Origin of the sequence: Mesorhizobium sp. B2-3-12 (assembly GCF_006442205.1) — a bacterium.
In the GTDB taxonomy this organism is placed as follows: domain Bacteria; phylum Pseudomonadota; class Alphaproteobacteria; order Rhizobiales; family Rhizobiaceae; genus Mesorhizobium.
This window is the reverse complement of sequence record NZ_VFVR01000001.1, coordinates 524,575-550,547: the sequence shown is the minus strand read 5'-3', so window position 1 is coordinate 550,547 and position 25,973 is coordinate 524,575. Positions and strand designations below refer to the sequence as shown.

At 64.1% G+C, this 25,973-nt stretch carries 23 protein-coding genes and 1 pseudogene; 14 read left to right on the top strand and 10 right to left on the bottom strand.

Annotated features, from left to right (window positions below; translation table 11 throughout):
• Positions 1-47: 47 nt before the first annotated feature.
• Positions 48-1,532 (bottom strand): annotated as a pseudogene (locus FJ948_RS02730) (TonB-dependent receptor plug domain-containing protein); the annotation flags it as partial.
• A 208-nt stretch (positions 1,533-1,740) separates the two neighbouring features.
• Here FJ948_RS02730 and hemP point away from each other — a divergent pair.
• From hemP to FJ948_RS02705, 5 genes are read left to right on the top strand one after another with little or no spacing between them, the layout of a single operon-like run.
• On the top strand, positions 1,741-1,947 hold the full coding sequence (hemP, locus tag FJ948_RS02725) for a hemin uptake protein HemP (RefSeq protein WP_140701659.1): 207 nt from the start codon (positions 1,741-1,743) through the stop codon (positions 1,945-1,947).
• A 22-nt stretch (positions 1,948-1,969) separates the two neighbouring features.
• Positions 1,970-3,031, top strand: coding sequence for a hemin-degrading factor (locus FJ948_RS02720; protein WP_140701658.1), 1,062 nt, complete (start codon positions 1,970-1,972; stop codon positions 3,029-3,031).
• 11 nt (positions 3,032-3,042) lie between these two features.
• Entirely contained in the window at positions 3,043-3,936 is an 894-nt protein-coding gene (locus tag FJ948_RS02715; RefSeq protein WP_140701657.1) for a hemin ABC transporter substrate-binding protein, read from the top strand.
• 5 nt (positions 3,937-3,941) lie between these two features.
• Entirely contained in the window at positions 3,942-5,042 is a 1,101-nt protein-coding gene (locus FJ948_RS02710) for an iron ABC transporter permease (RefSeq protein WP_140701656.1), read from the top strand.
• Positions 5,043-5,080: 38 nt separating this feature from the next.
• Positions 5,081-5,872: a heme ABC transporter ATP-binding protein gene (locus FJ948_RS02705; protein ID WP_140701655.1), complete on the top strand. Its 792-nt coding sequence runs from the start codon at positions 5,081-5,083 to the stop codon at positions 5,870-5,872.
• Positions 5,873-5,893: 21 nt separating this feature from the next.
• Here FJ948_RS02705 and rirA read toward each other — a convergent pair whose 3' ends face one another.
• Complete coding sequence (rirA, locus tag FJ948_RS02700) at positions 5,894-6,358, bottom strand: iron-responsive transcriptional regulator RirA (protein WP_140701654.1); 465 nt, start codon at positions 6,356-6,358, stop codon at positions 5,894-5,896.
• Positions 6,359-6,623: 265 nt separating this feature from the next.
• Here rirA and FJ948_RS02695 point away from each other — a divergent pair, with 265 nt between their 5' ends.
• From FJ948_RS02695 to FJ948_RS02685, 3 genes are all read left to right on the top strand, one after another.
• Entirely contained in the window at positions 6,624-7,919 is a 1,296-nt protein-coding gene (locus FJ948_RS02695; protein ID WP_140701653.1) for a DUF445 domain-containing protein, read from the top strand.
• 106 nt (positions 7,920-8,025) lie between these two features.
• Positions 8,026-8,454, top strand: coding sequence for a phasin family protein (locus FJ948_RS02690; RefSeq protein WP_140701652.1), 429 nt, complete (start codon positions 8,026-8,028; stop codon positions 8,452-8,454).
• Between the two features lie 256 nt (positions 8,455-8,710).
• Complete coding sequence (locus tag FJ948_RS02685; protein WP_140701651.1) at positions 8,711-9,208, top strand: MaoC family dehydratase; 498 nt, start codon at positions 8,711-8,713, stop codon at positions 9,206-9,208.
• A 34-nt stretch (positions 9,209-9,242) separates the two neighbouring features.
• Here the strand turns inward: FJ948_RS02685 and cml are convergent, their stop codons facing one another.
• Both cml and FJ948_RS02675 read right to left on the bottom strand, forming a co-directional pair.
• Complete coding sequence (cml, locus tag FJ948_RS02680; RefSeq protein ID WP_140701650.1) at positions 9,243-10,460, bottom strand: CmlA/FloR family chloramphenicol efflux MFS transporter; 1,218 nt, start codon at positions 10,458-10,460, stop codon at positions 9,243-9,245.
• A 245-nt stretch (positions 10,461-10,705) separates the two neighbouring features.
• Entirely contained in the window at positions 10,706-12,157 is a 1,452-nt protein-coding gene (locus FJ948_RS02675) for an MFS transporter (RefSeq protein WP_140701649.1), read from the bottom strand.
• Between the two features lie 131 nt (positions 12,158-12,288).
• Here FJ948_RS02675 and FJ948_RS02670 point away from each other — a divergent pair, with 131 nt between their 5' ends.
• Positions 12,289-13,179, top strand: a complete 891-nt coding sequence (locus FJ948_RS02670; RefSeq protein WP_140701648.1) for a LysR family transcriptional regulator — start codon at positions 12,289-12,291, stop codon at positions 13,177-13,179.
• A 4-nt stretch (positions 13,180-13,183) separates the two neighbouring features.
• Here FJ948_RS02670 and FJ948_RS02665 read toward each other — a convergent pair whose 3' ends face one another.
• On the bottom strand, positions 13,184-14,599 hold the full coding sequence (locus FJ948_RS02665; protein WP_140701647.1) for a PLP-dependent aminotransferase family protein: 1,416 nt from the start codon (positions 14,597-14,599) through the stop codon (positions 13,184-13,186).
• An 84-nt stretch (positions 14,600-14,683) separates the two neighbouring features.
• On the opposite strand from FJ948_RS02665, the gene FJ948_RS02660 reads away from it, so the two are divergent.
• Positions 14,684-15,574: a DMT family transporter gene (locus tag FJ948_RS02660; RefSeq protein ID WP_140701646.1), complete on the top strand. Its 891-nt coding sequence runs from the start codon at positions 14,684-14,686 to the stop codon at positions 15,572-15,574.
• A 5-nt stretch (positions 15,575-15,579) separates the two neighbouring features.
• Here the strand turns inward: FJ948_RS02660 and FJ948_RS02655 are convergent, their stop codons facing one another.
• The 3 genes from FJ948_RS02655 to FJ948_RS02645 form a co-directional block, all read right to left on the bottom strand.
• Positions 15,580-16,620 (bottom strand): zinc-dependent alcohol dehydrogenase family protein, encoded by a 1,041-nt coding sequence (locus FJ948_RS02655; RefSeq protein WP_140701645.1) that lies wholly within the window; start codon positions 16,618-16,620, stop codon positions 15,580-15,582.
• Positions 16,621-16,822: 202 nt separating this feature from the next.
• Positions 16,823-17,473: a maleylacetoacetate isomerase gene (gene maiA / locus FJ948_RS02650; protein ID WP_140701644.1), complete on the bottom strand. Its 651-nt coding sequence runs from the start codon at positions 17,471-17,473 to the stop codon at positions 16,823-16,825.
• Positions 17,473-18,168, bottom strand: a complete 696-nt coding sequence (locus FJ948_RS02645) for a fumarylacetoacetate hydrolase family protein (RefSeq protein WP_140701643.1) — start codon at positions 18,166-18,168, stop codon at positions 17,473-17,475. Before FJ948_RS02645 ends, maiA begins: the two co-directional genes overlap by 1 nt.
• 227 nt (positions 18,169-18,395) lie before the next feature.
• Between FJ948_RS02645 and FJ948_RS02640 the strand changes: the two genes are divergently transcribed.
• A complete protein-coding gene (locus tag FJ948_RS02640; RefSeq protein ID WP_140701642.1) occupies positions 18,396-19,079 on the top strand; it encodes a response regulator transcription factor in 684 nt (227 codons plus the stop codon).
• A gap of 24 nt (positions 19,080-19,103) precedes the next feature.
• Here the strand turns inward: FJ948_RS02640 and FJ948_RS02635 are convergent, their stop codons facing one another.
• A complete protein-coding gene (locus FJ948_RS02635; protein ID WP_140701641.1) occupies positions 19,104-20,444 on the bottom strand; it encodes a hybrid sensor histidine kinase/response regulator in 1,341 nt (446 codons plus the stop codon).
• Between the two features lie 13 nt (positions 20,445-20,457).
• Complete coding sequence (locus FJ948_RS02630) at positions 20,458-21,594, bottom strand: FIST signal transduction protein (RefSeq protein WP_140701640.1); 1,137 nt, start codon at positions 21,592-21,594, stop codon at positions 20,458-20,460.
• Between the two features lie 297 nt (positions 21,595-21,891).
• Between FJ948_RS02630 and FJ948_RS02625 the strand changes: the two genes are divergently transcribed.
• The 3 genes from FJ948_RS02625 to FJ948_RS02615 all read left to right on the top strand — a co-directional run bounded on the left by FJ948_RS02625 (position 21,892) and on the right by FJ948_RS02615 (position 25,751).
• Positions 21,892-22,395, top strand: coding sequence for a (2Fe-2S)-binding protein (locus FJ948_RS02625; RefSeq protein ID WP_140701639.1), 504 nt, complete (start codon positions 21,892-21,894; stop codon positions 22,393-22,395).
• Between the two features lie 96 nt (positions 22,396-22,491).
• Entirely contained in the window at positions 22,492-24,837 is a 2,346-nt protein-coding gene (locus FJ948_RS02620; protein WP_140701638.1) for a xanthine dehydrogenase family protein molybdopterin-binding subunit, read from the top strand.
• Between the two features lie 116 nt (positions 24,838-24,953).
• On the top strand, positions 24,954-25,751 hold the full coding sequence (locus FJ948_RS02615; RefSeq protein ID WP_140701637.1) for a xanthine dehydrogenase family protein subunit M: 798 nt from the start codon (positions 24,954-24,956) through the stop codon (positions 25,749-25,751).
• Positions 25,752-25,973: the final 222 nt, after the last annotated feature.

Here is a 25,973-nt window from a genome sequence, read left to right as displayed (position 1 = left end):
TTGGGCAGGAACGGGAAGCTGACGCCGGCGGGATGATTGCCGCTGATCAGCGTCTCCGTGATCGACGGCGAGCGGTAACCTTCCGCGTAGGTGCCGTAGAATTGCAGGCCCGCAAGCCCGGCGCTCTCGAAAGGCGAGACACCGACCGTGACGCGCGGCGATAGCCTGTCGCCGGAAATATCGTGCGTGTCGTCCTTCAGGCTGTAGCTGTCGTAGCGCAAGCCGGCGATGACTTCGAGCCATTCCCAGGTGAGTTTGTCCTGGACGTAGGCGCCCGACACATTCCGCTTGCCCGATGGGGTGTAGAAACTGTCGCCGCCGGCCGCGCCGCCGGTCTCGACATTGTCGCCGACCCAGTCGCCGCCATAGGTCAGTTCATGCGCGATGCCGCTCGTTTCGAACCGTGACGTGTTCCAGATATCGATGCCGGTCGTGCCGACATCGAATGTCGACCGCGACCCTGCCGGCAGCACCACGGGAAGACCGGTCACCGGATCGAAGCGGTTCTGCGGGACAAGACTGGTCAGATCGAGATTGGTCTTGTTGTAGGAGGTGTTGATGTGGAGATCGAGCCAGCTCTTGTCCTCGTCCGTGATGTTGTAGCGGGCCGTGAAGGTGTTCGACTTCAGGTCGGCATCATTCACAGGCACGCCGCCGCTGGTCTCGTCCCAGCCGTCGCTCGAGCCGACCCAGCCAAGCTTCAGCTCACTGTTCTCGGTCGGCCGGATGGTGGTCTTGAGCAGGCCGCTCAGCACGTCGAAGCCAGTGCCGTTGACAGTGTCGCCATCGCCATCCCTGTAGTTGTCGTAGTCGCGGTAGACGATGTTGCCCAACACGTCCCAGTTTTCATTGATGCGGTAGGCACCGGTGGCACTGGTAGTCCAGCCCTTGCCGTTGCTCTCGTAGCGTCCAGTGACGGCACCGGCCCAGGTCTCTTCCGGCTTGAGAAAGTCCTGGGCATCCTTGGTGTCGAAGAACACGACACCGCCAATGGCGCCCGAACCATAGGTGTTGGCGACCGGACCACGGATCACGTCGACGGATTTGACGAGCTCGGGATCGATGTAGAAGGTCGACTGCGTGCCGTGGTCGGAGCGCTGGAAATTCTGGCGCGCGCCATCGACGATGACAGCGACGCGGCCGAAATCCTGCAGGCCGCGGATGTTGATGCTGGTGCTGACACGCCTGGCATCGGCCTGCGTGGCGACACCCGGCACACCGAGCAGCATCTCGTTCGGCGTCGTGGCCATGCGCCGATCGAGCTGTTCCTGATCGACATGGCTTGCCGAGGCCAGCGATTGGATCGCGGTCTCGCCGGTGCGGCTCAGCACCAGGATCTTGTCGAGCAGCGTCGCGCCGGCGGGGGCTGCTTTTTCCTGGTCAGTCTTCTTCGATTGATCGGCCTGCTCGCCCGCCGGCCGCGTCGCCTGTTGCGCGTGCGCGAACGGCGCGGACAGGGCGACCACCGCCACGCTTGCGAGCAAAGCCGCCGCACCGTTCGCCGCCGAGCGGCCGCGCCGTTCCCAAATCATCAACCCCATGCCCCAACTCCAAATCCCAGGTTCCATGCTGGCTGGCCCGGGGCTTGCTGGCATTTTTGCTCGTATCCGGCATCTTAAATGTTGACTCATTTAGTCCGGTATTGCACTGACTAGTAAACATGATTATTCAAGTCAAGAAATGAATCGGCAATTTCGCAACGCCTAGCCAGATGCCCGGCACAGGAAGGGATCGACCCAGATGAACACGCACAATCCCAACGATTTTCGCTATCGCGTCCGCCGCTCCGACGAGGCCTCGGCGCGTTTCGATCGGATTCCGCTCGCGGTGCGAACGCTGTCCAGCAACACGCTGTTCCAGGGCGAGCACGAGATCGGCATCGAGCATCATGGCGCGCTCTACCGGTTGAAGATCACCCGGCAGGGCAAGCTCATTCTCAACAAGTAAGACAAGGCGACAGGGGTAAGACATGGATCAGCGCGTAAAACCCGCCCCGCATGAAATCCGGCGGGCACGGGCGGAGAATCCGAAAACGCGCGAGCGTGACCTGGCCGGCCAGCTCGGCATTTCGGAGGCCGAACTGGTGGCCGCGCATTGCGGCGATGGCGTCGTGCGCGTCGAACCCCGCGTCAACGACCTTCTGACCGGCCTCGAGGCCGTTGGCGAGGTCATGGCGCTGACCCGCAACGAAAGTGCCGTGCACGAGAAGATCGGCGTCTACGACAAGGTCGTCACCGGCAACCACAATGCCATGGTGCTCGGCGAGAACATCGACCTGCGCATCTTCCCGAAAGTCTGGGCACACGGCTTTGCCGTGGAAAAGCGCGACGGCGACGACATCCGCCGCAGCCTGCAGTTCTTCGATGCGGCGGGCGAGGCGGTGCACAAGGTGCATCTGCGACCGGCGTCCAGTCTGTATGCCTACCAGAAGCTGGTCGCCTCGCTGGAATCATCGAACCAGGAGCCGACTATCGACATTTCAGGGTCCGTTCTCGACGAGGAAAGCGAGACCGCGACATCGACCGCGAGCCTGGACGATCTGCGCGACCGCTGGAGCCGGCTGACGGACGTGCACCAGTTCTTCGGCATGCTGAAGACGTTGAAGCTCAGCCGCCGCCAGGCGGTGCGGATGGTCGGCCAGGACTATGCCTGGCTGCTCGACAATGACGCGGTGCGCGCCATGTTCCACCACGCCGCCGAAGGCGAGATGCCGATCATGTGTTTTGTGGGCAACCGCGGCTGCATCCAGATCCATTCCGGCCCGGTCAAGTCGATCAAGCCGATGGGGCCGTGGATCAACGTGCTCGACGTGACCTTCCACCTGCATCTGCGCACGGACCACATCCATGAGGTCTGGGCGGTGCGCAAGCCGACCAAGGACGGTCATGTCACATCGCTCGAGGTCTATGGCGCCAATGGCGAGATGATCATCCAGTTCTTCGGCAAGCGCCACGAGGGCGAAAGCGAGCGCGACGACTGGCGCTTCCTGGCCGAGCACCTGCCGCGCCTTCCAAACCCGACGGCAGCCTGAGGAAGAACCCAATGCATGTTGTTTTCAGTTTACGCGCCGCGCTGGCGCCGATGGTTGGCGCCTTGCTCGCTTTGACGGCCTTGCCCGTCGGCGCCAACGAAGGCGCAACGGTCTTTTCCGACACGTCGCGGATCGCCTCCATCGGCGGTTCGATCACCGAAATCGTCTATGCGCTCGGCGAGGAGGGCCGCCTGGTTGCACGCGATTCGACGAGTTCTTATCCCGAGGAAGCATCGAAGCTTCCCGATGTCGGCTATATGCGCCAGCTGTCGCCCGAGGGCGTTCTTTCGGTCAATCCGTCCGGCATTCTGGCGCTCCACGGCAGCGGCCCGCAGGAAGCGATCGACGTGCTCAAGAAGTCGAGGGTGGCTTACATAGAGGTGCCCGAGCATTTCACCCATGAAGGCATTCTGGAGAAGATCCGGGTCGTGGGTAAGGCGCTGGGTGTCGACGCCAAGGCCGACAGGCTGGTCGCCGAGACGGATGCGAAGCTCTCGGCCGCCGAAAAACAGGCAGCCTCGATCAACGAGCGCAAGCGCGTCCTTTTCGTGCTCTCGACGCAAGGCGGCAAGATTCTTGCCGCGGGCAGCGACACCGCCGCAGAGGGCATCATCAAGCTCGCCGGCGCGGTCAACGCGGTCGAGGGCTTCTCCGGCTACAAGCCGGTGTCCGACGAGGCGATCGTGACCGCCAGGCCGGATGTCATCCTGACGATGAAGGGAGGTGGGCCGCCAATCTCCGAAGAGGAGTTGTTTGCCAACCCCGCCATTGCTTCGACCCCGGCGGGCACCGGCCGCAAGTTGATCAGCATGTGGGGCGGCTACCTGCTCGGCTTCGGGCCGCGCACGGCCGACGCCATCCACGATCTCACGGTTTCGCTCTACGGCGCGCAGGGCACGGACTGAGCATCATGGTCGATCAATCGATCGCCGGTACGGTCAAGGTGACGGGTGTGTCCGAAGGCGATCGTTCGGCACGCGCCCGCGCGGTCATCCTTTTGCTGTGCCTCGGCCTGGCAATCGCCGTCTTGCTTTCGCTCACGGCAGGGGCGTCGGACGCATCCGCCGTGAACGTCATCAGGGATTGGCTCCTTGGCACCGTCTCCGGCGATGCGGCACGCAACGCCCGTGACGAACTGATCGTCTACGACATCCGGCTGCCGCGCGTTATCCTGGGCATGCTGGTGGGGGCGGCTCTCGCTGTCTGTGGCGCCGTCATGCAGGGATTGTTCCGCAATCCGCTCGCCGACCCCGGCCTGATCGGGGTTTCAGCCGGCTCCAGCCTCGGCGCGGTGGCGATCATCGTGCTGGGCGGGACCATTCTGGCGCCGGTGACCGCATTGCTCGGAACGCTTGCGTTGCCGCTCGCGGCATTCTTCGGCGGTCTTGCAACGACATTGGTGCTTTATCAGGTCGCCACGCGACGCGGGCAAACCTCGGTCGCCACCATGTTGCTCGCGGGCATCGCCCTGGCGGCGCTCGCCATGGCGCTGACCGGAATCCTGATCTTCATGGCCGACGATGGCCAGCTGCGCGATCTGACCTTCTGGTCACTGGGATCGCTCGGCGGTGCGACATGGGCCAAGATCGCTTCCGTCGGGCCCATCATCGTCCTGGCGCTCGCGGCGATGCCGTTCCTGGCCCGCGGCCTCAACGCGCTGGCGCTCGGCGAGGCCACCGCCGGCCATCTCGGCATTCCGGTGCAGCGGCTGAAATACACGGCCATTGTCGGTGTTTCGGCGGCAGTCGGCGCGTCGGTGGCCGTCAGCGGCGGCATCGGCTTCGTCGGCATCGTGGTGCCGCACCTGCTGCGCCTGCTGATTGGCCCGGACAATCGCTATCTGCTGCCGGCCTCGGCGCTGCTCGGCGCCTCGTTGCTGCTGCTTGCCGACGCGGTCGCCCGCACCATCGTGGCGCCGGCCGAATTGCCGATCGGCATCGTCACGGCAATCGCCGGCGCGCCATTCTTCCTGTGGATATTGCTGCGCAAGCGCGGCGTGGTCGATTTGTGAGACTTGGGATTTGTGAGGCTCGGGTTTGTGAGGTTGGGATGATCGAGGCAAGGGACGTTTCGGTCGATATCGCCGGCAAGCGTATTGTCGCCAATGTCGATTTCGACGCCCGCCCGGGCGAAATCGCGGCCATCGTCGGCCCTAATGGTTCGGGCAAGACGACCTTCCTCAAGGCGCTGTCGGGCGAACTCGCCTATGCCGGAACCGTCATTCTCAACGGCGGCGACCTCTCGGCGATGAAGCCGGTGGAGGTTGCCGTCCAGCGGGCCGTGCTGCCGCAGGCGACGGTGCTGTCGTTCCCGTTCACGGTGCGGGAAGTCGTCAAGCTTGGCCTTGTCGGCGGCCGCTCGGGTGCCTTGCCGGGCGAGGATACGCGGCTGCCCGAGCGCGCGCTGGCGCGGGTCGATCTCGACGGCTTTGCCGGGCGTTTCTACCAGGAGCTTTCAGGCGGCGAGCAACAGCGCGTCCAACTCGCGCGGGTGCTGTGCCAGGTCTGGGCGCCGGTGCTCGACGGCAGGCCGCGTTATCTCTTCCTCGACGAGCCGGTGTCCAGCCTCGACATCAAGCACCAACTGATCATCATGACCATCGCCCGCGACTTCGCCAGAAGAGGCGGCGGCGTGGTCGCTATCCTGCATGATCTCAATCTGACGGCGATGTTCGCCGACCGGATTTTCGTCATGCATCGCGGCCGGCTGGCCGCGACCGGTTCGCCGCGCGACGTACTGAGTGACGATCTGATCGAGAAGGTGTTCGATTGCCGGCTCAAGGTCGGCGTGCTGCCGGCCGGCAACATGCCATTCGTGCTGCCGCAATCGGCGGTCGGTTGATTTCAGGCAGCGCGACGGGGATCAAGCAGCCGGGGCGCGGCGTTCCACCAGCATGTCGATGCCAAGCAGATTGCGGACATTCGGCCGTGCCGCGACCAGATCGGCGATGGTGTAACGGGCAAGCACGGCGAAGAAGGCGTTGAGCGCCTCGCGAAGCGCCGAGTTCAATGCGCAGCTGTCGACCAGCGGACATTCCGCGGCGTCGTTCTCGAAGCACTCCGCCATGGCAAAGCTTTCCTCGGTCACGCGCACGACGTCGAACAGGCTGATCGCTTCGGCGGCACGGCCGAGCCGTACCCCTCCGTTCCTGCCGCGCACCGTCTCGACCAGGCCGTTCTCGACCAGGGGCTGCAGGATCTTGAACAGGAACAGTTCCGACACCGAATAGGCGGTCGCGATTTCCGGGATGCGGCTCAACCGGTCATTGTTGGCGGCACAATACATCAGGATGCGCATGGCATAGTTGGTTTGGCGGGTAAGCCGCATTTCATCCTCACAAAGCGCTGGCTTGGTAAACCATGCCAGGGTCTAGACTTTGCCGGCGCGGCTTCACCCGGATTTTCGGAGTCGCGCTACTGGCCTCGGCGGAATATGGCCTATACCTTGGAATAATTCCAGACTGGCTTCGCATTATAGCTGAATATTATCGTCAACTTTATGTGCGTGCCGGGCAAAACCCGGGGAATCGCGTCACGGGCATTCTGGCGGTCGAATCCCTAAATAGGCTGAGATCGACGAGGAGCGGCCGTCCATGGCTCAATCGACCCAGTCCCTGGCCCCAGTGCGGTTCGATGCCGACGCAGCCGCCAAGCTTTCCGCGCTGCGGCGGACAAAGTTCGTCGCCACGGCGGCACTGGCGCTCTGCGTGCTGGTCTTTGCCTTGGCCAAGTCCTTCCAGGGCAGCTATCCGTGGCTCGGCTTCGTCGCCGCCTTCGCCGAGGCGGCGACCATTGGCGGCCTTGCCGACTGGTATGCGGTGGTGGCGCTGTTCAAGCGGCCGCTCGGGCTGCCGATCCCGCACACCGCCATCATTCCGGAAAACCAGGACCGCATCGCCGACAATCTCGGGCGTTTCATCGAGGTCAATTTCCTGGCGCCGGAACCGGTGCGCGAAAAACTCGCCGAGGTCGATTTTTCGGCGCTCGTCGCCGACTGGCTGGCCGATGCCGAGCGCGCCGCCGGCCTGTCGCGCTTCGTCGTGCGGCTGGTGCCGCGGACACTTGCGGCCGTCGAACAATCGGGCCTGCGCGGGTTTGTCACCAGCCGGATGCTCGAACAGATCGAAAAGGTGCCGCTGGCGCCGCTGGCCGCCGAACTCCTGTCGGCGCTCACCGACGATCGCCGCCACCAGAAACTGTTCGACGAGTTCATCAAGGTCATCGGCCGCTTCCTCAACGACGAACAGGCGCTGGCGACGATGCGCGACAAGATCCACGAGGAACTGCCGTCGCTGTTCAACCTGTTCCGCGCCGACGCCTATCTGCTGAAGAAGATCGTCGCCTCGGCGGGCTCCTTGCTGGACGAGGTGCGGGCCGATCCCGACCATCCGATGCGGGCCGAATTCGACCGTTTCGCGCAAGGCTTCGTCGAGCGGCTGCGGACCTCGAAGCAGTATGCCAAGCGCGCGGAAAAGATGAAGCGCGATTTCCTCGCCAGGCCCGAGGTCAAAGCGCTGGCCGGCGACATGTGGGAGAGCCTCAGCCTGTTCATCGAGCAGGACGCCAAGGCGTCGAATTCCCTGATCCGGGAGCATCTCGCCAACATGTTCGTCGAGGTCGGCCGCCACCTTGCCGGCGATGCGCAGATCCGGGCCGATATGAACCAGGGGTTCGTGGTGGCGCTGGCGTCCTTCGTGGAAAGCCAGAAAAGCGGGGTGTCGAAGTTCATCGCCGACCAGGTCAAGCGCTGGGATCTGGCGCAACTGACGCGGCTGATCGAGATGAACATCGGCAGGGACCTGCAATATATCAGGTTCAACGGCATGATCATCGGCGGGCTGGCGGGCATAGTGCTCTACACGATCGAACGGCTGCTCCCGGTCAATTGATCCGTATCGATCGCGCAGGCCCGTGTTCGAAATGGACATGAGGCGTTCGAGTGCTATTCTCCCCGACGAGGGCGTCCGCGACCGCGGCAAAGGGGAGAAGACAATCATGGCCAGACAATCGGAATCCGATTCCTTCACGGAAATGTTCGGCAGGTTCGGCCGTGACCTGAAGCTGCCCAACGTCGATGTCGAGGCGATCCTCGGGCATCACCGCAAGAACCTCGAGGCGCTGGAGAAATCGGCGCAGGCCGGCGCCGCCGGGGCGACCTCGCTGCTGTCGAGGCAACGCGAAATGCTGCAGGCCACGCTGCGCGAGATCGCCGACATGGCGCAGAGCTACCGCGCACCGGGCAATCCGCAGGAGCTCATGGCCAAGCAGACGGAGTTTGCCAGGAAATCCTTCGAGGCCGCGCTCAAGAACGCCGGTGAAGTGGCTGAATTGGCGAGGAAATCGGGTACCGAATCGATCGACATCCTGCGCGCGCGCATCAAGGAGGCGATGGAAGAGGTCCGCTCCGGTTACGAAAAGAAGTAGGTTGTTTGGACCTATCGCTTCGTCTTCCGGCAGACGCCAGGTTCGCAATTCCGCGACCTTGCACATAGTTGCATTAGCGCCACGCCATAAGCTCCCGCAGCCCCAGAAGGTTGGAAAATCCGAATTCGGCCTGCCATCGCATGCTAAGCCATGGCACGAGTGAGCTCGAATCCGCCGGAACGGATTCAGGCAGGACGAATTGACAGAGGCCGCCGGTCGTGATCCGGAAGCTTCGGAAGCGATCGGGAAAGCAGGAATGACGGAAGCACGGCCTAAAACGCCGCCAACCTATGAGCAGTTGAGAACGATGTCCGGACAGGAGCTCGGCGTCTCGGAATGGACCACGGTCGACCAGAACCGTATCAACCAATTCGCCGAATGCACCGGCGACCATCAATGGATCCACGTCGATCCTGAACGGGCGCGGCGGCAAAGCCCGTTTCGCACGACGATCGCGCATGGTTATCTGACATTGTCGATCATTGGCGCGCTGGCCCTCGAAATGGGGATCGTGCCCGAGAATACGCAGGCCGCCTTCAACTATGGTTTCGACAAGGTGCGTTTCCTGGCGCCGGTCAGGGTCGGCGCACGCATCCGCCTGCGCACGACGCTGCTCTCCATGGAAGACCGGGGCCCCGGCCAATACCTGATGAAGGCCGCCAACACGGTCGAGATCGAAGGCGAGGAAAAACCGGCGCTGATGGCTGAAACACTCGTCATGCTTTACGAACGCCGCAAACGGGCAGGGGCCTGAACGGCGGTCCATCAGGCCCCGTGCGTCATTTCCTTCAGCTGTTGCTGTCCTGCCTTGCCTGCATGCTCCGCAAAAGCTCGAGCGCAAGCAGCGTTATCACCGCGAAAATGGCGGCATAGCAGGCCAGGGGCCACGCCGTGTCGCCGCCAAGCAGGAGCACGAACAACGTTCCGGCGATGCCGACGATCAGGCTCTGGACGCAGAAATAGAGTGCCACGGCAGCGCCCGCGAGATCGCCGAAGGCTTCGAGCGCGCCATTGGCGGTGACCGATCCGGCAAAGACGATGCCCACGGCCATCACCCACATGGGCAGGACGAAGGTCGTGAAGGAAGGGGCGGCGAAGATCTGGCCCAGTGCCAGCATCGCCGCGCCGAGAAGCAACATCGCCATGCCGCGGGCGAGGCTGCCGGGCACGCCCCATCGGGCGATGAACGACCTGGCAAATCGCGTCGTTGCGATCATCACCAGTGCCGCCGTGGCAAAGGCGACGCTGAAGGCGATCTGCGAGAAGCCGGCGCGATCGATCAGCACCCTGGGCGCCGTCGAGAAGAACACGAAGAACGTGCCCATCGCCGTGGCGAAGCCGAGCGTGTAGGTCCAGAAGGCGAAGCTGCCCAGGATCGTGCCGAATGCAGGACGTGGACCCGAGCTGTTCGAGGGCCGCGTCTCATGCCATCGCAGCCACGCGTTGAGCGTGGCCGCCGCGGCCAGGATAGCGAGCGTGACGAAGATGGCACGCCAGCCGAATCCCTTGGCGATCAGGGCGCCGGCGACCGGTCCTAATGCCGGCACGAATGCCAGCATGGAACTGAACAGTCCATAGATGACGGTGCCCTCCGGCCGTCCGGCATAGACATCCCGGACCGTGGCGAAGGTTGCGACCAGAACAGCCGATGCGCCCATGGCCTGCACGACACGCAGTACGACAAAGGGCGTGCCGTGCGACGTGACGGAGAGCAGGACGGAAGCGCCCGCGAACAGCAGCCCGCCACCGATCAGCACCGGGCGCCTGCCGACCCGGTCGGAGACCGGGCCGAACACGACCTGGCCGAGGCCGAGGGTCACCATATAGAGGCTGAGGGTCAGCTGAATGATGGCGGGCGATGTGCCGAGAGCCTCCGGCATCGCCGGAACCACCGGCAAATAGATATCCATGGCCAGCGAAGCAAGGATGTCGAAAGGCGCCATCAGCAGGAGTGCCGAGGGCAAGGCATAAGCCCATGTCGGGGAGGGTTGTTTTTGAAAAGGCATGATTGAGCATCCGCACAAATGGTGAGATTTGGCGGCGATCTGCCGTTTCATGAATGGTCTGATTTGACGGGGCAGAAGGCCGCAACAACGAGGTGTTGTCGCGGCTTACTTGTCTGCTGACTTGGTGGTTCCCATAACACTGTCCCGAATTGGCGTCGCGGACCCGAGTCCGCGTGCCGGTCAGTACCAATCTGGAACCGGCTCGGCAACCTTCGCGGCTCCATGAGCCTTCAGACGGTCGCGGCTCAAGGCAGGTTGGATTTTCGCCCGGCGCGGACGGAGAGGAGGGCGATCACCAGCGCGGCCAGCGCCAGGGCCGTGGCTGTCCGAAAGGTGATCTGCATGCCTCGGGCAGCGGCCGCGGAACTCGAGAGTTGTTGCCCGATCCCATGCCGGGCGTCACTCGACGCCATCGCGAATATGGCGCCCATCAGCGATGCGCCGGTGATGAGGCCGAGATTGCGCGACAGGTTGAGCAGGCCGGAAACGACGCCACGTTCGTTTGCGCTTACACCGCCCATGACGGCTGCGTTGTTGGCGGTCTGGAAGAGGGCGTAGCCGAAGCAGGTGACGGCGATTGGAACGACATAGCTGGCAATGCCGAGGCGCGTCAGCGCAAGCGACAACAGGAGCGTCCCCGTGGCGAGGATCGCCAAGCCGGTGGCCGTCATCCCGTGGGCTCCGAAGCGATCGGTCAGGCGTCCAGCCAGCAGCGCCGACAGGGTCGAGACAAGCGGTCCGGTCGACAGCACCATGCCGACCATCCCGGCATCCAATCCGAGCGCGCGCGTCAGGTAGAACGGAGCAACCACCAAGGTTGCCATCATCACCGTGGCGACGATCAAGCTCGTGGCGAGGCCGGCACTCAGCCGCGGGTCGCGGGGCCTCGCTGGTTGGACAAGAGGCATCTTCGCTTTTGCCTGCGCCATGGCGAATAAGATGACGCCGACACCGGCCGCGACCAGCAGGCCCAGATTGAGCACGCCGAAATTGCCTCGGCCAAGCGTCAATGCCAGGGCATAGGCGCCCAAGGTAAGGGCCAGCAGGGCGGTGCCGATCACGTCAAACGTGCCTCGACCGGCCTCCATTGTTCCGCCGCGTGCCGGCAAGCCACGCCAGGCGAGAGCGAAGGTCAGGAGGCCCAGCGGGACATTGACGAGAAAGATCGCCCGCCAGCCGAGGCCGGCGATCAACAAGCCGCCAAGCGACGGCCCGAGCGTCGTGCCGACGGCTGACATGGCACCGAGCAGGCCCATGGCACTGCCGGTTCGTTCCTTGCTCACGGTTTGCGCAACGAAGGCCAGCGTCAGCGCCATCATCAGCGCGGCGCCAAGCCCCTGCACGGCCCGCGCCGCGATCAGCAGCCAGAGCGTCGGCGCCAGGCCGCAGACGACCGATGCCAGCGTGAACAGCGCGATGCCGCCAAGCAGCAATGGCCGGCGCCCGAACATGTCGGCCAGCCGCCCAGCGCCGACGATCAGTGTGGTGATGGCGAGCAGATAGGCGAGAACCACCCATTGCACGGCCTGGAACGATGCATCGAAGGCTTGCATCAGCGAAGGCAGGCCGACGCTGGCAATGCTGGTTCCCAATGACGACAGCAGCGTGGCGAGCGACAGGCTCGCCAGCGCCAGGCCGACGGACCGGGTCGGTTGCGGCGCCGATATCAGTTCCCGATTTTGCTCAGCGACTGCCAAGGCGATCTCCTTTCTGTCTGCTCCGGAATCGGAGTTGTCGGAGATCTAGTCCTGTGTCTGATGCGGCGGAAGGCGCAGCATTTGCATCATATTCGTGCGTCGGACGCCATATGATATGCTATGATCGATCCATGACATCGCCCGATCTCAATCTGCTCTTTGCTCTCGACGTTCTGCTGGCCGAAGGCAGCGTGGCACGCGCGGCGCGCCGGCTGCGGCTCAGCCCCTCGGCGATGAGCCGGACGCTGGCGCGGCTGCGCGAGGCAACGGGCGATCCTCTGCTGGTGCGCGCCGGGCGCGGCTTGGTGGCGACACCGCGCGCGGAAGAGTTGCGGCGACAGGTCGGCCGCGTCGTCCAGGACGCGGAAGGGTTGCTGCGCCCCGCCGAATTGCTTGATCCCCGGAGCCTGGATCGGATCTTCACGTTGCGCACCAACGAAAGCTTCGTCGAGGAGTTCGGGCCTCGCCTCGTCACCCGCATCGAGGCCGATGCGCCAGCGGTGCGGCTGCGGTTCGCGCCGAAGTCGGACAAGGATGCGATGTCGCTGCGCGAAGCGGCGATCGATCTGGAAATCGGCGTTGCCGGCGAGACCGGGCCGGAAGTGCGCATCCAGGCGCTGTTTCGCGACCGCTTCGTCGGCGCCGTGCGAGCCGGCCATCCCCTGACCGAGGCCATGGTGACGCCCGAACGCTACGCGGCGGGGCGTCACATCAGCGTCTCGCGGCGCGGCCGCGAGACGGGGCCGATCGACGAGGCCTTGCGCGGACTTGGCTTGCAGCGGACGGTCGTGTGCATGGTCTCCGGGTTCTCGGCGGCACTTGCCATGGCGCGGGCCTCTGATCTTATCGCCAGCGTGCCCGAGCGCCATACGACAGGAGCGCGCGCCGGCATGCACAGTTTTGCGCTGCCGGTCACGCCCCTGGACGTCACTATCTCCCTGCTCTGGCATCCGCGTCTCGATGCGGATCCGGCGCAGCGCTGGTTGCGGGACTGCGTGCGGGAAGTCTGTGCGGGTCGCTGAGCGATCAGCGCGACATCGCCGTTTCGAGCACCTTGAAAATCCGCTCGTCCGTGCACTGGGCGACGTTGAAGCGCAGGAAGCGGCTGGCGGATTGCGACAGGCTGAATGCATTGCCGGGTGCCAGCACGATGTTGTCGGCCAAGGCGCGGCGGGCGACGTCGGCCGCATCCACCCCGTCCGGCAGGCTACACCACAGAAAGAGCCCGGCCGGCTGCTCGATCCAGGGCGTGATGCCGATCGACTTCAACCGGGCGCTCGTCTCACCCATGGCGCGCGCGAGCCGTGCGCGCAGTAAATCCATATGCTTGCGGTAGCTGCCGTCCCTGAGCAAGGTGAACACCAGTTCGGCCGCCAGCCGTCCGCCGCCGAAGGTCGTGGCGATCTTGAGGTCGGTCAGGCCTTCGATCCAGTCGCGGGGCGCGGCGATGAAGCCGCAGCGGACCGAGGCGGACAACGTCTTTGAGAAACTGCCGATATGGACGACGCGGCTGAGGCCATCGAATGCCGCAAGCCTCGGGGCAGGGCTGTGTTCGAAATCGGCGAAGATGTCATCCTCGACGATGGTCAGGTCGGCCTGGTCGGCAAGCTTGAGCAAGCGGTGCGCCGTCACCGGAGACAGGATCGCGCCGGTCGGGTTGTGGATAGCGGAGTTGGTGATGTAGAGGCGCGGCCGATGCTCCGCCAGCGCGTGCGCGAACAGCTCGATATCAGGCCCCGACGGCGTGTAGGGAACGCTGACGACCTTGGCCTGATGGGCGCGCAGCAAGGCGTGGAAATTGAAATAGCAGGGATCGTCGACCAGCACTGTGTCGCCGGGCTTGATCAGGAACCGGCAGAGCAGGTCGATCGCCTGGGTGCCCGATTCCGTCAGCATGATCTGTTCGGGCGAAGCTTCGATGCCGTGCCCGGCCATGCGGCGCGCCAGCAATTGCCGCAGTGGCGGCAGGCCGAGCGGCGTGCCGTAATCGGCGAGCGCGATATCGTCGGCCCGCGCCACCGTACGCAATGCCCGGCGCAGCCCAGCCTGCGGCATCCATGAAGCCGGCATCCAGCCGCAGCCGGGCTTCAGCACCTCCTCGCCAGCCTCCAGCGACTGGCGCGAAACCCATAGCGGATCGACGGCGCGATCGAGCCGGGGGCCGATCTCGGCCAGCGACAACGGTGCCAGCGAGCCGGCGGCGTAGAAACCGGAGCCGGGCCGGGACCGGATCGCGCCTTCGGCCGCTAGGCGCTCATAGGCCTCGACCACCGTGGATTTCGAAACCTGCATGGATTTGGCGAAGGCGCGGATAGAGGGCAGTCTTGCCCCAGGAGTCAGGCTGCGCGCGGCGATCCGCTGGCGGATGGTGGCCATGACGCCTTCGACGAGGGTTCCGACACCGTCGAGCTTTGCGTCCAACTGTACCTCCCAGAAAACCATTACAGTTTTGTCGAATTGTACTGCATTGTCTCTGGTGGCGCCATAGCCACGGGCCGATAGAGGGCGAAACAAACGGAGCCTGCAATGGACAAGACGGCGAGTGGCTGGTTGAACGGATTCGTGGGCGTGCTGATCTTCTCAGGCTCGCTGCCGGCGACGCGGGTGGCGGTGATGGATATCGACCCGACCTTCGTGACCTCGGCCCGCGCTGTCATAGCCGGTCTGCTCGGTCTCGTGCTGCTGCTCGTGTTCCGCGAGAAGCGCCCGCAGCGTCATGACATCCTGTCCCTCATCATCGTTGCGCTGGGGGTTGTGGTCGGCTTTCCCTTGCTGACGGCATTGGCCCTCAAACACGTCACCGCGGCCCACTCCATCATCTTCGTTGGCCTGCTGCCGCTGGCGACGGCGATCTTCGGCGTGCTGCGTGGAGGCGAAAGGCCGAGGCCGGCCTTCTGGCTGTTCTCATGCCTCGGCAGTGCGCTGGTCGCGGGCTTCGCGCTTGCGCAAGGCGTGACGGCCTCGCCGGTCGGCGATGGGCTGATGCTTGCGGCCATCATCGTCTGCGGCCTGGGCTACGCGGAAGGTGCCGCACTGTCACGCAGGCTCGGCGGCTGGCAGGTGATCTGCTGGGCGCTGGTGCTGTCACTACCGGTCATGCTGGTGCTGACCCTCGTCACCTTGCCGCCGTCCTTCGCCCCGGTTGGGGCCAACGCCTGGATCGGCCTGGCCTATGTCTCGCTGTTCAGCATGCTGATCGGCTTCGTCTTCTGGTATCGCGGCCTGGCGCAAGGTGGCATCGCGGCGGTCGGTCAGTTGCAGCTGTTGCAGCCGTTTTTCGGGCTCGCATTGGCGGCGACCTTGCTGCACGAGCAGGTCAGCCCGCTGATGATTGTCGTCACGCTCGGCGTGGTGGCCTGCGTGTTCGGGGCGAAGAAGTTCGCCAGGCAGGATCTGCCAAGGCGCGCTGCCGCGTAGGGACCCTAGAACTTCGTCACCACGCCGATACCGATGCCTTCGAAGCCGCCCATCGCCATCAGCGCGGCGGGCGCCTCGTCGAGGCTGATCTTCTTGCCGACCAGCAGTTCGGGCTTCAGCTTGCCGTTGCGGATCATGTCCATCATCGCCTGGTAGCGGTAGGCCTGCATGCCGTGGCTGCCGAGGATTTCGAGTTCGAAAGCGATCACCTTGTCCATCGGCACCTGGGGACGGGCATGCTCGCCTAGCATCAGGCCGACCTGCACATGACGTCCACGCCGGCGCAGGTTGGATATCGAGTTGAACGACGTCGTGGGATGGCCGAGCGCGTCCATCGACATGTGGGCGCCGCCATTGGTGATCTGTTTGACGGCCTTGACGACGTTCGGCGTCGTGGTCGCGTTGATGGTCGCCACGGCACCAATCTTTTTGGCGAAGTCCAGTTTCTCGTCGGTGAGGTCGATGGCGATGACATTGGCGCCCATCGAGCTGGCGATCATGATCGCCGACAGGCCGACGCCGCCGCAGCCATGCACCGCCACCCATTCGCCCGGCTTCACCCGGCCCTGGTCGACGATGGCGCGGAACGAGGTGACGAAACGGCAGCCGAGGCTGGCGGCGGTGGCGAATTCCATCTCCTCGGGCAAGCGCACGAGATTGGTGTCGGCATGTTCGATGGCGACATATTCGGCGAACGAGCCCCAGCCGGTGAAGCCGGGTTGCGTCTGATGCTCGCAAACCTGGTGATTGCCGGAGGTGCATTCGAAGCAGCGGCCGCAACCCACGGCGAACGGCACGGTAACGCGCTCGCCCGCTTTCCAGCGGGTGACCTGCTTGCCGGCGGCGACGACGACGCCGGCCAGTTCGTGGCCCGGCACGTGGGGCAAGGTGATGCCGTCATCATGGCCCATCCAGCCGTGCCAGTCGCTGCGGCACAGCCCTGTCGCCTCGACCTTGATGACGACGCCATCGGCAGCCGGCTTCGGATCGGGAACAGTCTGGATCGTCGGCGCTTCGCCGAATTTTTCAAAGACGACGGCTTTCATCGGTCACTCCACCCTTGAGACGGCATGCGTCACCGGGAAGATAGCCGATTCCTTGCCTGGTCAAGCGGAAATCGATGCCACCAGGGCGGCCGGTCCGTCGAACCAGGAACGGCGTTTACCTGTTTTCCTGGCTGCGGCACCCGGTATCGGCTTGCTGGCGCTGCTGTCCTGGGTACTGATGCCGCGCGCCGGCCGGTGAACCTTACTCGGCGTCGATCTGATTCATTGGCGCGGCGTTCTGGAAGGCGGGTAGCGCCATGCAGGCGGCATTGATGCGCGCGATTGTTGGGTAGGACGTCATATCGACGCCAAAGCGGGCGTTGCTGGTGACCTGCGCGACAAGGCAGATGTCGGCCAGCCCCGGCGTGTCGCCGTGACAGAATGTGCCGGTTTCGGGCGAAGCCGTCAGCAATGTCTCGAGTGGCCCAAAACCTTCATTGACCCAATGCCGGAACCAGTTGGCGACATCCTGGTCGCCGGCGCCGAACAGGGTGCGCAGTGAGGTCAGCACGCGCAGATTGTTCACCGGATGGATGTCGCAAGCGATAATCTGCGCCAGCATCCTGACGCGGGCGCGTCCCAGCGCATCCCCAGGCAGCAGCGGCGGCGCGGGCCGGATCTCGTCGAGATATTCGATGATGGCCAGCGACTGCGTCACAAGCGTGCCGTCGTCGAGCACCAATGCCGGCACCAGCCCCTGCGGATTGACCGCAAGATAGGCCGCTTCCAGATGCTCGCCATGGCGCAGATGATGCGGGACATAGTCATAGCTCAGCCCCTTCATCTCCAGGGCGATCCGCACCCGGTAGGAGGTGGAGGAGCGAAAGTAGTTGTGCAGGACGAGGTCGCTCATCACTTCGGCTGGCTGATGGTCACTTCGATCGTGCCGATGCCGTCGACACCGCCTGATATCGTCTCGCCCGGCTTGACCGCGCCGACGCCCGCCGGCGTGCCGGTGAAGATCAGGTCGCCGGCCTGAAGTTCCACGCCCTCGCTGCAGATCGAGACGATGTCGGCCACCGGCCAGATCAGTTCGGCAAGGTCGGCGTCCTGTTTCACCGCCCCGTCGACGGCGAGCCAGATACGCCCCTTGGCCGGGTGCCAAGATTTTTGCGCGGCAACCAACGGGCCGCAAGGCGCGGAACGGTCGAAGGCCTTCGACCAGTCCCAGGGCCGCGCCGCCTTCTTGGCGACATCCTGCAAATCGCGGCGGGTGAGGTCGATGCCGACGCCGTAGCCCCAGACATGGTCCAGCGCCTTGTCCCGGGAAATGCGAAAGCCTGATGTACCGATCGCCACCACCAGCTCGATCTCGAAGTGGAGGTTTTCGGTCAGCGGCGGGTAGGGAATCTGCGTGCCCGAGTCGACCACCGCGTCCGCCGGCTTCGTGAAGAAGAAGGGCGGATCGCGCTCGTCATTGCCGAACTCGCGCGCATGCGCGGCATAGTTGCGGCCGACGCAGAAAATACGCCGCACGGCAAAGCGTTCGTCCGAACCCGCAATGGCGACGGAAGGCGTTGGCGCGGCGGGAAGGACAAAGGCGGTCATGGCGGTCTCTGTGTTTTGGGGAGTTGGCGGGCACATTCGGCCGAATTCGGAGGGCGGGCAAGGCGTCGCTTTTCATAAAGCATGGGCTGCGCCACGGCTGTATAAGGAATTCAGGCTTCCCATCATTTTTGCAGCGATAAATCCTGTTCAATCGGCGATAGACTAATTGCCAATAATCCGGCCATGGTCAGGAGACTATGGTGTGGCCGGTAAACCGGAACGAGCCCATGACAGCCGCTACCGATCGCGCCCGGTTCCTCATCATCGACGACCATCCGCTGTTTCGCGAGGCGCTGCACAGCGCCGTGCAGATGGCTTATCCGGAAGTCGATACGGTCGAGGCGCGCTCGATCACCGAGGCGCTGGATCTGCTGGCAGACGCAAAGCCTTTCGACCTGGCGCTTCTCGACCTCAGCATGCCCGACGTGCATGGCTTCGACGGGCTGCTGCAGCTCAGGACCCGCTATCCGCGCCTGCCGGTGGTGATCGTGTCGGGCTATGAGGAGCCGAGGATCATTTCCGAAGCGCTGTCCTATGGTGCGGCCGGCTTCATCCCGAAATCGGCGCGCAAGAGCGATCTCGCCGCCGCCATACGCTCGGTGATGGACGGCGCGATCTACGTACCGGAAACCTATGAAGGCCTGCCGCCGGGCGCCGACAGCACCGACCGCGCCGACATGCTGCAGCGGCTTTCCAAACTGACGCCGCAGCAATTGCGTGTCCTGCAGATGCTGCGCCAGGGCCTGCTCAACAAACAGATCGCTTACGAGTTGCAGGTCGGCGAGACGACGGTGAAGGCGCATGTCTCGGAGATATTGCGCAAGCTCAACGTCTATAGCCGCACACAGGCGGTGATTGAGGTGTCGAAGCTGGATAGCGCCGAGCTGTTTCGGGATCAGGTGGGGTTTTGAGCCATTACCCTCCCTTAGGGAAACCTAAGCCAGCAAATGTGCCAGCAATGCCCTTAGTTGCGCGGGCTTCACCGGCTTGCGCATCAGCTCGATGCCGCCGGCGCGGGCAGCCTTGGCGACGGCCTCGGAACTGTCGGCGGTGACGATCAGCGCCGGCACGGCGCGGCCGAGATAGTCGCGGACCTCCGATATGGTGGCGGTGCCGAGGTCGCCGCCGTCGAGATGCTGGTCGGCGATGACGATGTCAGGCACCCAGTCGGTATCGCCGAGCATGTCCAGCGCATCGTCGGTCGAGGTCGCGGCGCGCACCAGGCACTGCCAGCGTTCGAGCAGGAAGGTCATGGCTTCCAGCACCTCGGCGTCGTTCTCGACCAGCAGCACCTTGGTGCCGAACAGGCCGTAGCCGCGCGACCGCTCAAGGCTGGTGGCGCTGGCGATGGCGTCGGCCGGCGCGCCGATGCCGACGGGGACATCGATGTGGAAGATCGTGCCGCGCCCAACCTTCGATGAGAAGGTCACGGGGTGGCCAAGCGCGCCGGCCATGCGGCGCACGATGGCAAGCCCCAGCCCAAGGCCGCCGCCGTCGAGCTCGGCATTGGCAGGCAAGGTGCCGCGATGGAACTCCTCGAACACCGCCTCGCGCTGGTCCTCGGGTATGCCGCAGCCCGTGTCGGCGACATCGATGCGGATGGTGTCGCCGCGATGCCTGGTGCCGACAAGGACGCCGCCCGAGCGTGTATACCCCAGCGCGTTGGAGAGGATGTTCTGCAGGATGCGGCGCAGCAGCGTCCGGTCCGAGCGGACCACGGCATTGACCGGCCGGAATTTCAGCGACAGCCGCTTCATTTCCGCCACCGGCTGGAAATCCGAACGCAGCGACGAAAACAGCGCCTCCAGGCTGACGTCGCCGATATCTGGCTGCACCACGCCGGCATCGAGCTTGGAAATGTCGAGCAAGGTGCGCAGCAGGTCCTCCATCGTTTCCAACGAACGCTCGACCTGGCGTACGAGCTTTTTTCCCTCCTCGCTGGTCTGCACCTCGGCAAGCGCCGAGACGGAGAGGTGGGCCGCGTTCAGCGGCTGCAGCACGTCATGGCTGGCGGCAGCGAGGAACCTTGTCTTGGACAGGTTCGCCAGCTCGGCGTTTTCCTTGGCTGCGCTGAGGTCGATGTTCGACTGCTCCAGCCTGCGCAAGGTCGAATGCAGTTCCTCGGTGCGCGTGCGCACCCGGTTTTCCAGCGAGATCGCGGTCTGGAACAGCGAGAAGGCGTTGCCTTGCTGGTCCATCGAGCGCTCGACGCGGCTCACCAGCGCGGCGTTGATCTTCTTCAGCCTGTCGAGATCGTTTATGTCCCTGAGCGGCATGCTGTTTCGCCGCCTATTCAGCCGCCTGGCGATCACCGAAGGCGATGCCGGTGAAAGTCTGGTTCAGGTGCATCGACCGGTATTGTTCGCCATAGGTGCCGAAGCCTACGACATTGTTGACCCGGTAAAGCTCCGAAATATCGCGAAAGACCTGCCGGTTGCGCGCATCCAGCCGGCGCAGCACGCAGTCGAAGCCAAGGATCATATCGATGCCGCCCAGCCTTTCCTTGACCTCGCGCAAGGCTGCGCGCGTCGATTCCACCATGTCCTTGGGCTGGGCGATCGACAGCACGACGCCGTCGTCGATGGCGCAGAAGAACGACAGCGAGCCATCCGCGTGCATCCGCTGGATCGAGCGGCAGTAATATTCCCCGCCCACCTTCACCACCACGGGATGCGAGGCGAAGCTGAGCGGCGTCAGGGTCTGCGGGAGGATGCCGACCGAAGCGGCATATTCCTCCGCGGCATTTGTGGCGTTGAACTCCCGCACGATGCGGTGATCGGGATCGGAGGCGGTCACCACCAGCTTTTCGTCGGTGGGAATGAAATTGTCGGTCTTGAAGACGTGGAACGGAATTTCCGTGGCGACCAGCACGATGATGGCGCTGTCGGACGAGACCTTGCCGTTGGAGATCAGGCGAGTCGTCTCGAACTTCAAATCGTCGCCGGCCGAGCCGCCGAGCAGCGGTATATCGTCGAGACCCCAGTGGATGGCCGAGCTCACCGCTTCCTCGGCATAGGACAGCCCGTCGATAAAGCAGAGCGCGAAGGTGTTCCTGGTCCGCTCGCCGCCGAGCCGGGCGCGCAGCGTGCGCCGCAGGGCCTCGACCTCTTCGGTGATCCCGTCCATGCCCGAAGTCGACAAATTCTCGACCATCGTGCTGACCGCCGTGAAGGATGCCGAGGGCAGCAGCATCGCCAGCATGTGGCCTTCCTCGAGCCCCTGCGGCGTGATCTCGCCGGCGGTGGAACAGCCGGCATGACGGAGACACGGGGCGTGGACCGAGAGTGCCCGAGACAGGGCGCCGGCCTCGACGAGGCTCTGGGAAAAGAACACAAGGGCAAAGCCCGCATTGATTGCGGCAGCTTCCGCCGCCATCGCGCGTGCAAAAACATCCGGATCGGGCTCGTCCGTCGTCAGCGCCGACAAGCCGCATGCGTAGCGCGTCAGTGAACTGGTCAGCGGCGTTCTCCCGCATTTCCTCCGACGCTGTTTTTATGCGCTTCAGGATGCGCGGGCGTCGAGGGATATTGTTGCTTCCAATCGGCGTTTTGGCAATGGGCGAGGGGAATGCATCGCTGGCCTTGCCATGACCGAAAGTACAATGATCCGCCTTTTCCGTCGTGCTGTTTTTTGTGCATTGTGCGGTGTACGAATAACGCGTGGCCGAAGCGCCAACGGCTCGTCGGCGGCGTGATGACCAAGGTTGACACCCAGGGAGGGGCTATGTCGGACGTTTCGTTGTTGGTGAACGGCAAGCGGGTTGGCGGTGCCGTCGAGGATCGAACGCTGCTCGTCCATTTCCTGCGGGAGAATCTCGGCCTGACCGGCACCCATGTCGGTTGCGACACCTCGCAATGCGGCGCCTGCGTCGTCCATGTGGATGGCAAGGCGGTCAAGGCCTGCACCATGCTTGCTGTCCAGACGTCCGGATCGACCGTGGTCACGATCGAAGGTCTCGCCGACGGCGCCGACCTGCATCCCATCCAGGCGGCGTTCAAGGAACATCACGGGCTGCAATGCGGCTTCTGCACGCCGGGCATGATCATGACGGCTACCGACATGATAAACCGCCATCCCGAAGGTCTCGACGAAGCGACCGTGCGCGCCGAGCTGGAAGGCAATATCTGCCGCTGCACCGGCTACCACAACATCGTCAAGGCGATCCTGGCCGCATCGAAGACGATGGCGAAGGGCGCCGCGAAGGGCAAGGCGAAACAAGCAGCTTGATAGGGGAGTAAGGGAATAGGGGAGTAAGGGAATAGGCCATTGGCACTTCCTTACTCCCCTACTGCCCTACTCCCCTAAATTCCGGAGGAATTTCTGATGGGTATCGAAGGTGTTGGCGCTCGGGTGGCGCGCAAGGAAGACAAAAGGTTCATCACCGGCGCCGGCCGCTATGTCGACGACATGGTGGTGCCAGGCATGAAGCACGCGGTCTTCGTGCGCAGCCCGCACGCGCATGCGCAAATCAAGAAGATCGACGTGAAGGCGGCGCAAGCCATGCCGGGCGTCATCGGCGTGCTGACGGGCAAGGAACTCAAGGCCGACGGCATCGGCAACCTGATCTGCGGCTGGATGATCCATTCCAAGGACGGCTCGCCGATGAAGATGGGCGCATGGTCGCCACTGGCCGTCGACAAGGTCCGTTATGTCGGCGATGCCATCGTGGTGGTGGTGGCCGAAACCAAGGGCCAGGCACGCGACGCGGCCGAGGCCGTCGAGATCACCTACAAGGAATTGAAGGCCGTCGTCGATGCGACCAAGGCACTCGAGAAGGGCGCGCCGCAGGTCCATGACGAGGCCGAAAACAATCTGATCTTCGATTGGGAGATCGGCGACGCCAAGACGACCGATGCCGCCATCAAGGCGGCGGCGCACGTCACCCGCATGAAGATCGTCAACAACCGGCTGGTGCCGAACGCCATGGAGCCGCGCGCCGCACTTGGCCATTACGACAAGGCCGAGGATCATTACACCTGCTGGACGACATCGCAGAACCCGCATGTCGCGCGGCTGGTGATGAGCGCCTTCTACAATGTCGCTCCCGAAAACAAGCTGCGCGTCATCGCGCCGGATGTCGGCGGCGGCTTCGGCTCCAAGATCTACATCTACCCGGAAGAAATCGTCTGTCTGTGGGCCTCGAAGAAGACCGGCGTGCCGGTCAAATGGGTCGCCGATCGCACCGAAAGTTTCCTCACCGACGCACATGGCCGCGACCATGTCTCGACGGTGGAGATGGCCTTCGACAAGAACAACAGGATCACGGGTTTCAAGGTCGACACGATCGCCAATCTCGGCGCCTACATGTCGCTGTTCTCGTCCTGCGTGCCGACCTATCTCTATGCGACGCTCTTGTCGGGGCAGTACGACATTCCCGCCATCCATGCCAATGTGCGGACCGTCTACACCAATACGGCGCCCGTCGATGCCTATCGCGGGGCAGGGCGGCCGGAAGCCACCTATCTGCTGGAACGCACCATGGAGGCCGCGGCACGCGAACTCGGCGTCTCCCCGGCGGATCTCAGGCGCAAGAACTTCATCACGACGTTTCCGCACCAGACGCCGGTGATCATGAACTATGACGCCGGCGACTATGCGGCCTCGCTCGACGCGGCGATGAAAACCGCCGACTATGCCGGCTTTGCCAAACGTAAGGCCGCGGCGGCGAAACAAGGCAGACTGCGCGGCATCGGCATGAGCTGCTACATCGAGGCTTGCGGCATCGCGCCGTCGGCGGCGGTCGGCTCGCTCGGCGCCGGCGTCGGCCTGTGGGAATCGGCCGAGGTAAGGGTCAACGCCGTCGGCACCATCGAGGTGCTGACCGGCTCGCACAGCCATGGCCAGGGGCACGAGACGACCTTCGCGCAACTGGTCAACCAGCGTTTTGGCGTGCCGATCGATTCGGTGTCGATCGTCCACGGCGACACCGACAAGGTGCAGATGGGCATGGGCACCTACGGCTCGCGCTCGGGCGCCGTCGGCATGTCGGCGATATCAAAGGCGCTCGACAAGGTCGAGGCCAAGGCCAAGAAGATCGCGGCCCACCTGCTCGAAGCCGACGAGGGCGACATCGTCATCGAGAATGGCGAGGTCAAGGTCGCCGGCACCGACAAGAGCCTGCCGTGGTTTCAGGTGGCTTTGGCTGCCTATACCGCGCACAATCTGCCTGCCGGCATGGAGCCGGGACTGAAGGAAACGGCGTTCTACGACCCGGCGAACTTCACCTTCCCGGCGGGCTGCTACATCTGCGAGGTCGAGATCGATCCGGAAACCGGAACGACAGAGATCGTCCAGTTCGTGGCGGCGGACGATTTCGGCAACATCATCAATCCGATGATCGTCGAGGGCCAGGTGCATGGCGGCATCGCCCAGGGCGTCGGCCAGGCGCTGCTGGAAGGCGCTCACTACGACGACAGCGGACAACTGCTGACGGCAAGCTACATGGATTATACGATGCCGCGTGCGGGCGACCTGCCGTCGTTCAAGGTCTCGACCTCGAACACCCCATGTCCGAGCAACCCGCTCGGCATCAAGGGTTGCGGCGAGGCCGGTGCCATCGGTTCGCCGCCGGCGGTGATCAATGCCATCACCGACGCCATCGGGATCACCGACATCGCCATGCCGGCCTCGCCGTCCACCGTGTGGGCCGCGATCCGCGCCGCGAAATGAGTGAGTAGGGAGTAGTGAGTAACGAATAGGACAGCGTGCCACCTCCGGCGGCCACTCCCTGCTCCCTACCGACTACTGACTACTCACTACTGCCTGACCACTTAGGGGAGGATCCCATGTACGCAGTCAATTATCACCGTGCCGCCTCGGTCGCAGAAGCCGCCAAGCTCGTGAAGAATGGGGACGCCAAGCTGCTGTCGGGCGGCATGACCTTGATTCCCGCCATGAAGACGCGGCTGGCGGCACCTTCCGATCTGGTCGACCTGTCGCGCATCAAGGACCTGCAGGGCGTCAAGGTGTCGGGCAAGACGGTCACGATCGGCGCCGCCACCACGCATTTCGACGTTGCCAAGGACGAGAAGCTGCGCAAGGCCTGCCCGGCGCTTGCCCATCTGGCGTCGCTGATCGGCGATCCGGCGGTGCGCCACAAGGGCACGATCGGTGGCTCAATCGCCAACAACGATCCGGCGGCGGACTATCCGGCCGCGCTCCTGGCGCTGGGCGCCACCATCCTCACCAACAAGCGCGACATACCGGCCGACAAGTTCTTCAAGGGGCTGTTCGAAACCGCCTTGAAGGAGGGCGAGATCGTCACGGCGGTCTCCTTCACCGCGCCGGCAAAGGCTGCCTACGAGAAATTCCGCAACCCGGCCTCGCGCTACGCGATCGTCGGCGTGTTCGTGGCCAAGGGCAAGGATGGGGTCAGCGTTGCCGTCACCGGCGCCGGCGACGACGGCGTCTTCCGCTCGAAGGAGATCGAGGCAGCGCTTGCCAAGAGCTTCGACGCTGCTTCGCTCAACGGTGTGAAAGTGCCGGCGAAGACCCTGATGAGCGACATTCACGCCTCCGCCGACTACCGCGCCAATCTGATCGCGGTCATGGCCAAGCGCGCGGTGGCGGCAGCCAACGCCTGACGCGAGAACAATTGCGAACGAGCAAAGGGGCTGTCACGGCCCCTTTTTCGTTGTTGTTGCCTGTGGCTGCCCAGTTCCGTGCAAGTTCGGCCGCTCGAAGCCATTCCGGCCACTACTGCCAGAAATCGTATCGGCGATCATCTCGCACTTGCACAAACTTTTATTGCACTGCAGTATGGGTTGGGGCGGGAATGCGAGCCGGGTTCGGACTGTCTACCGCCG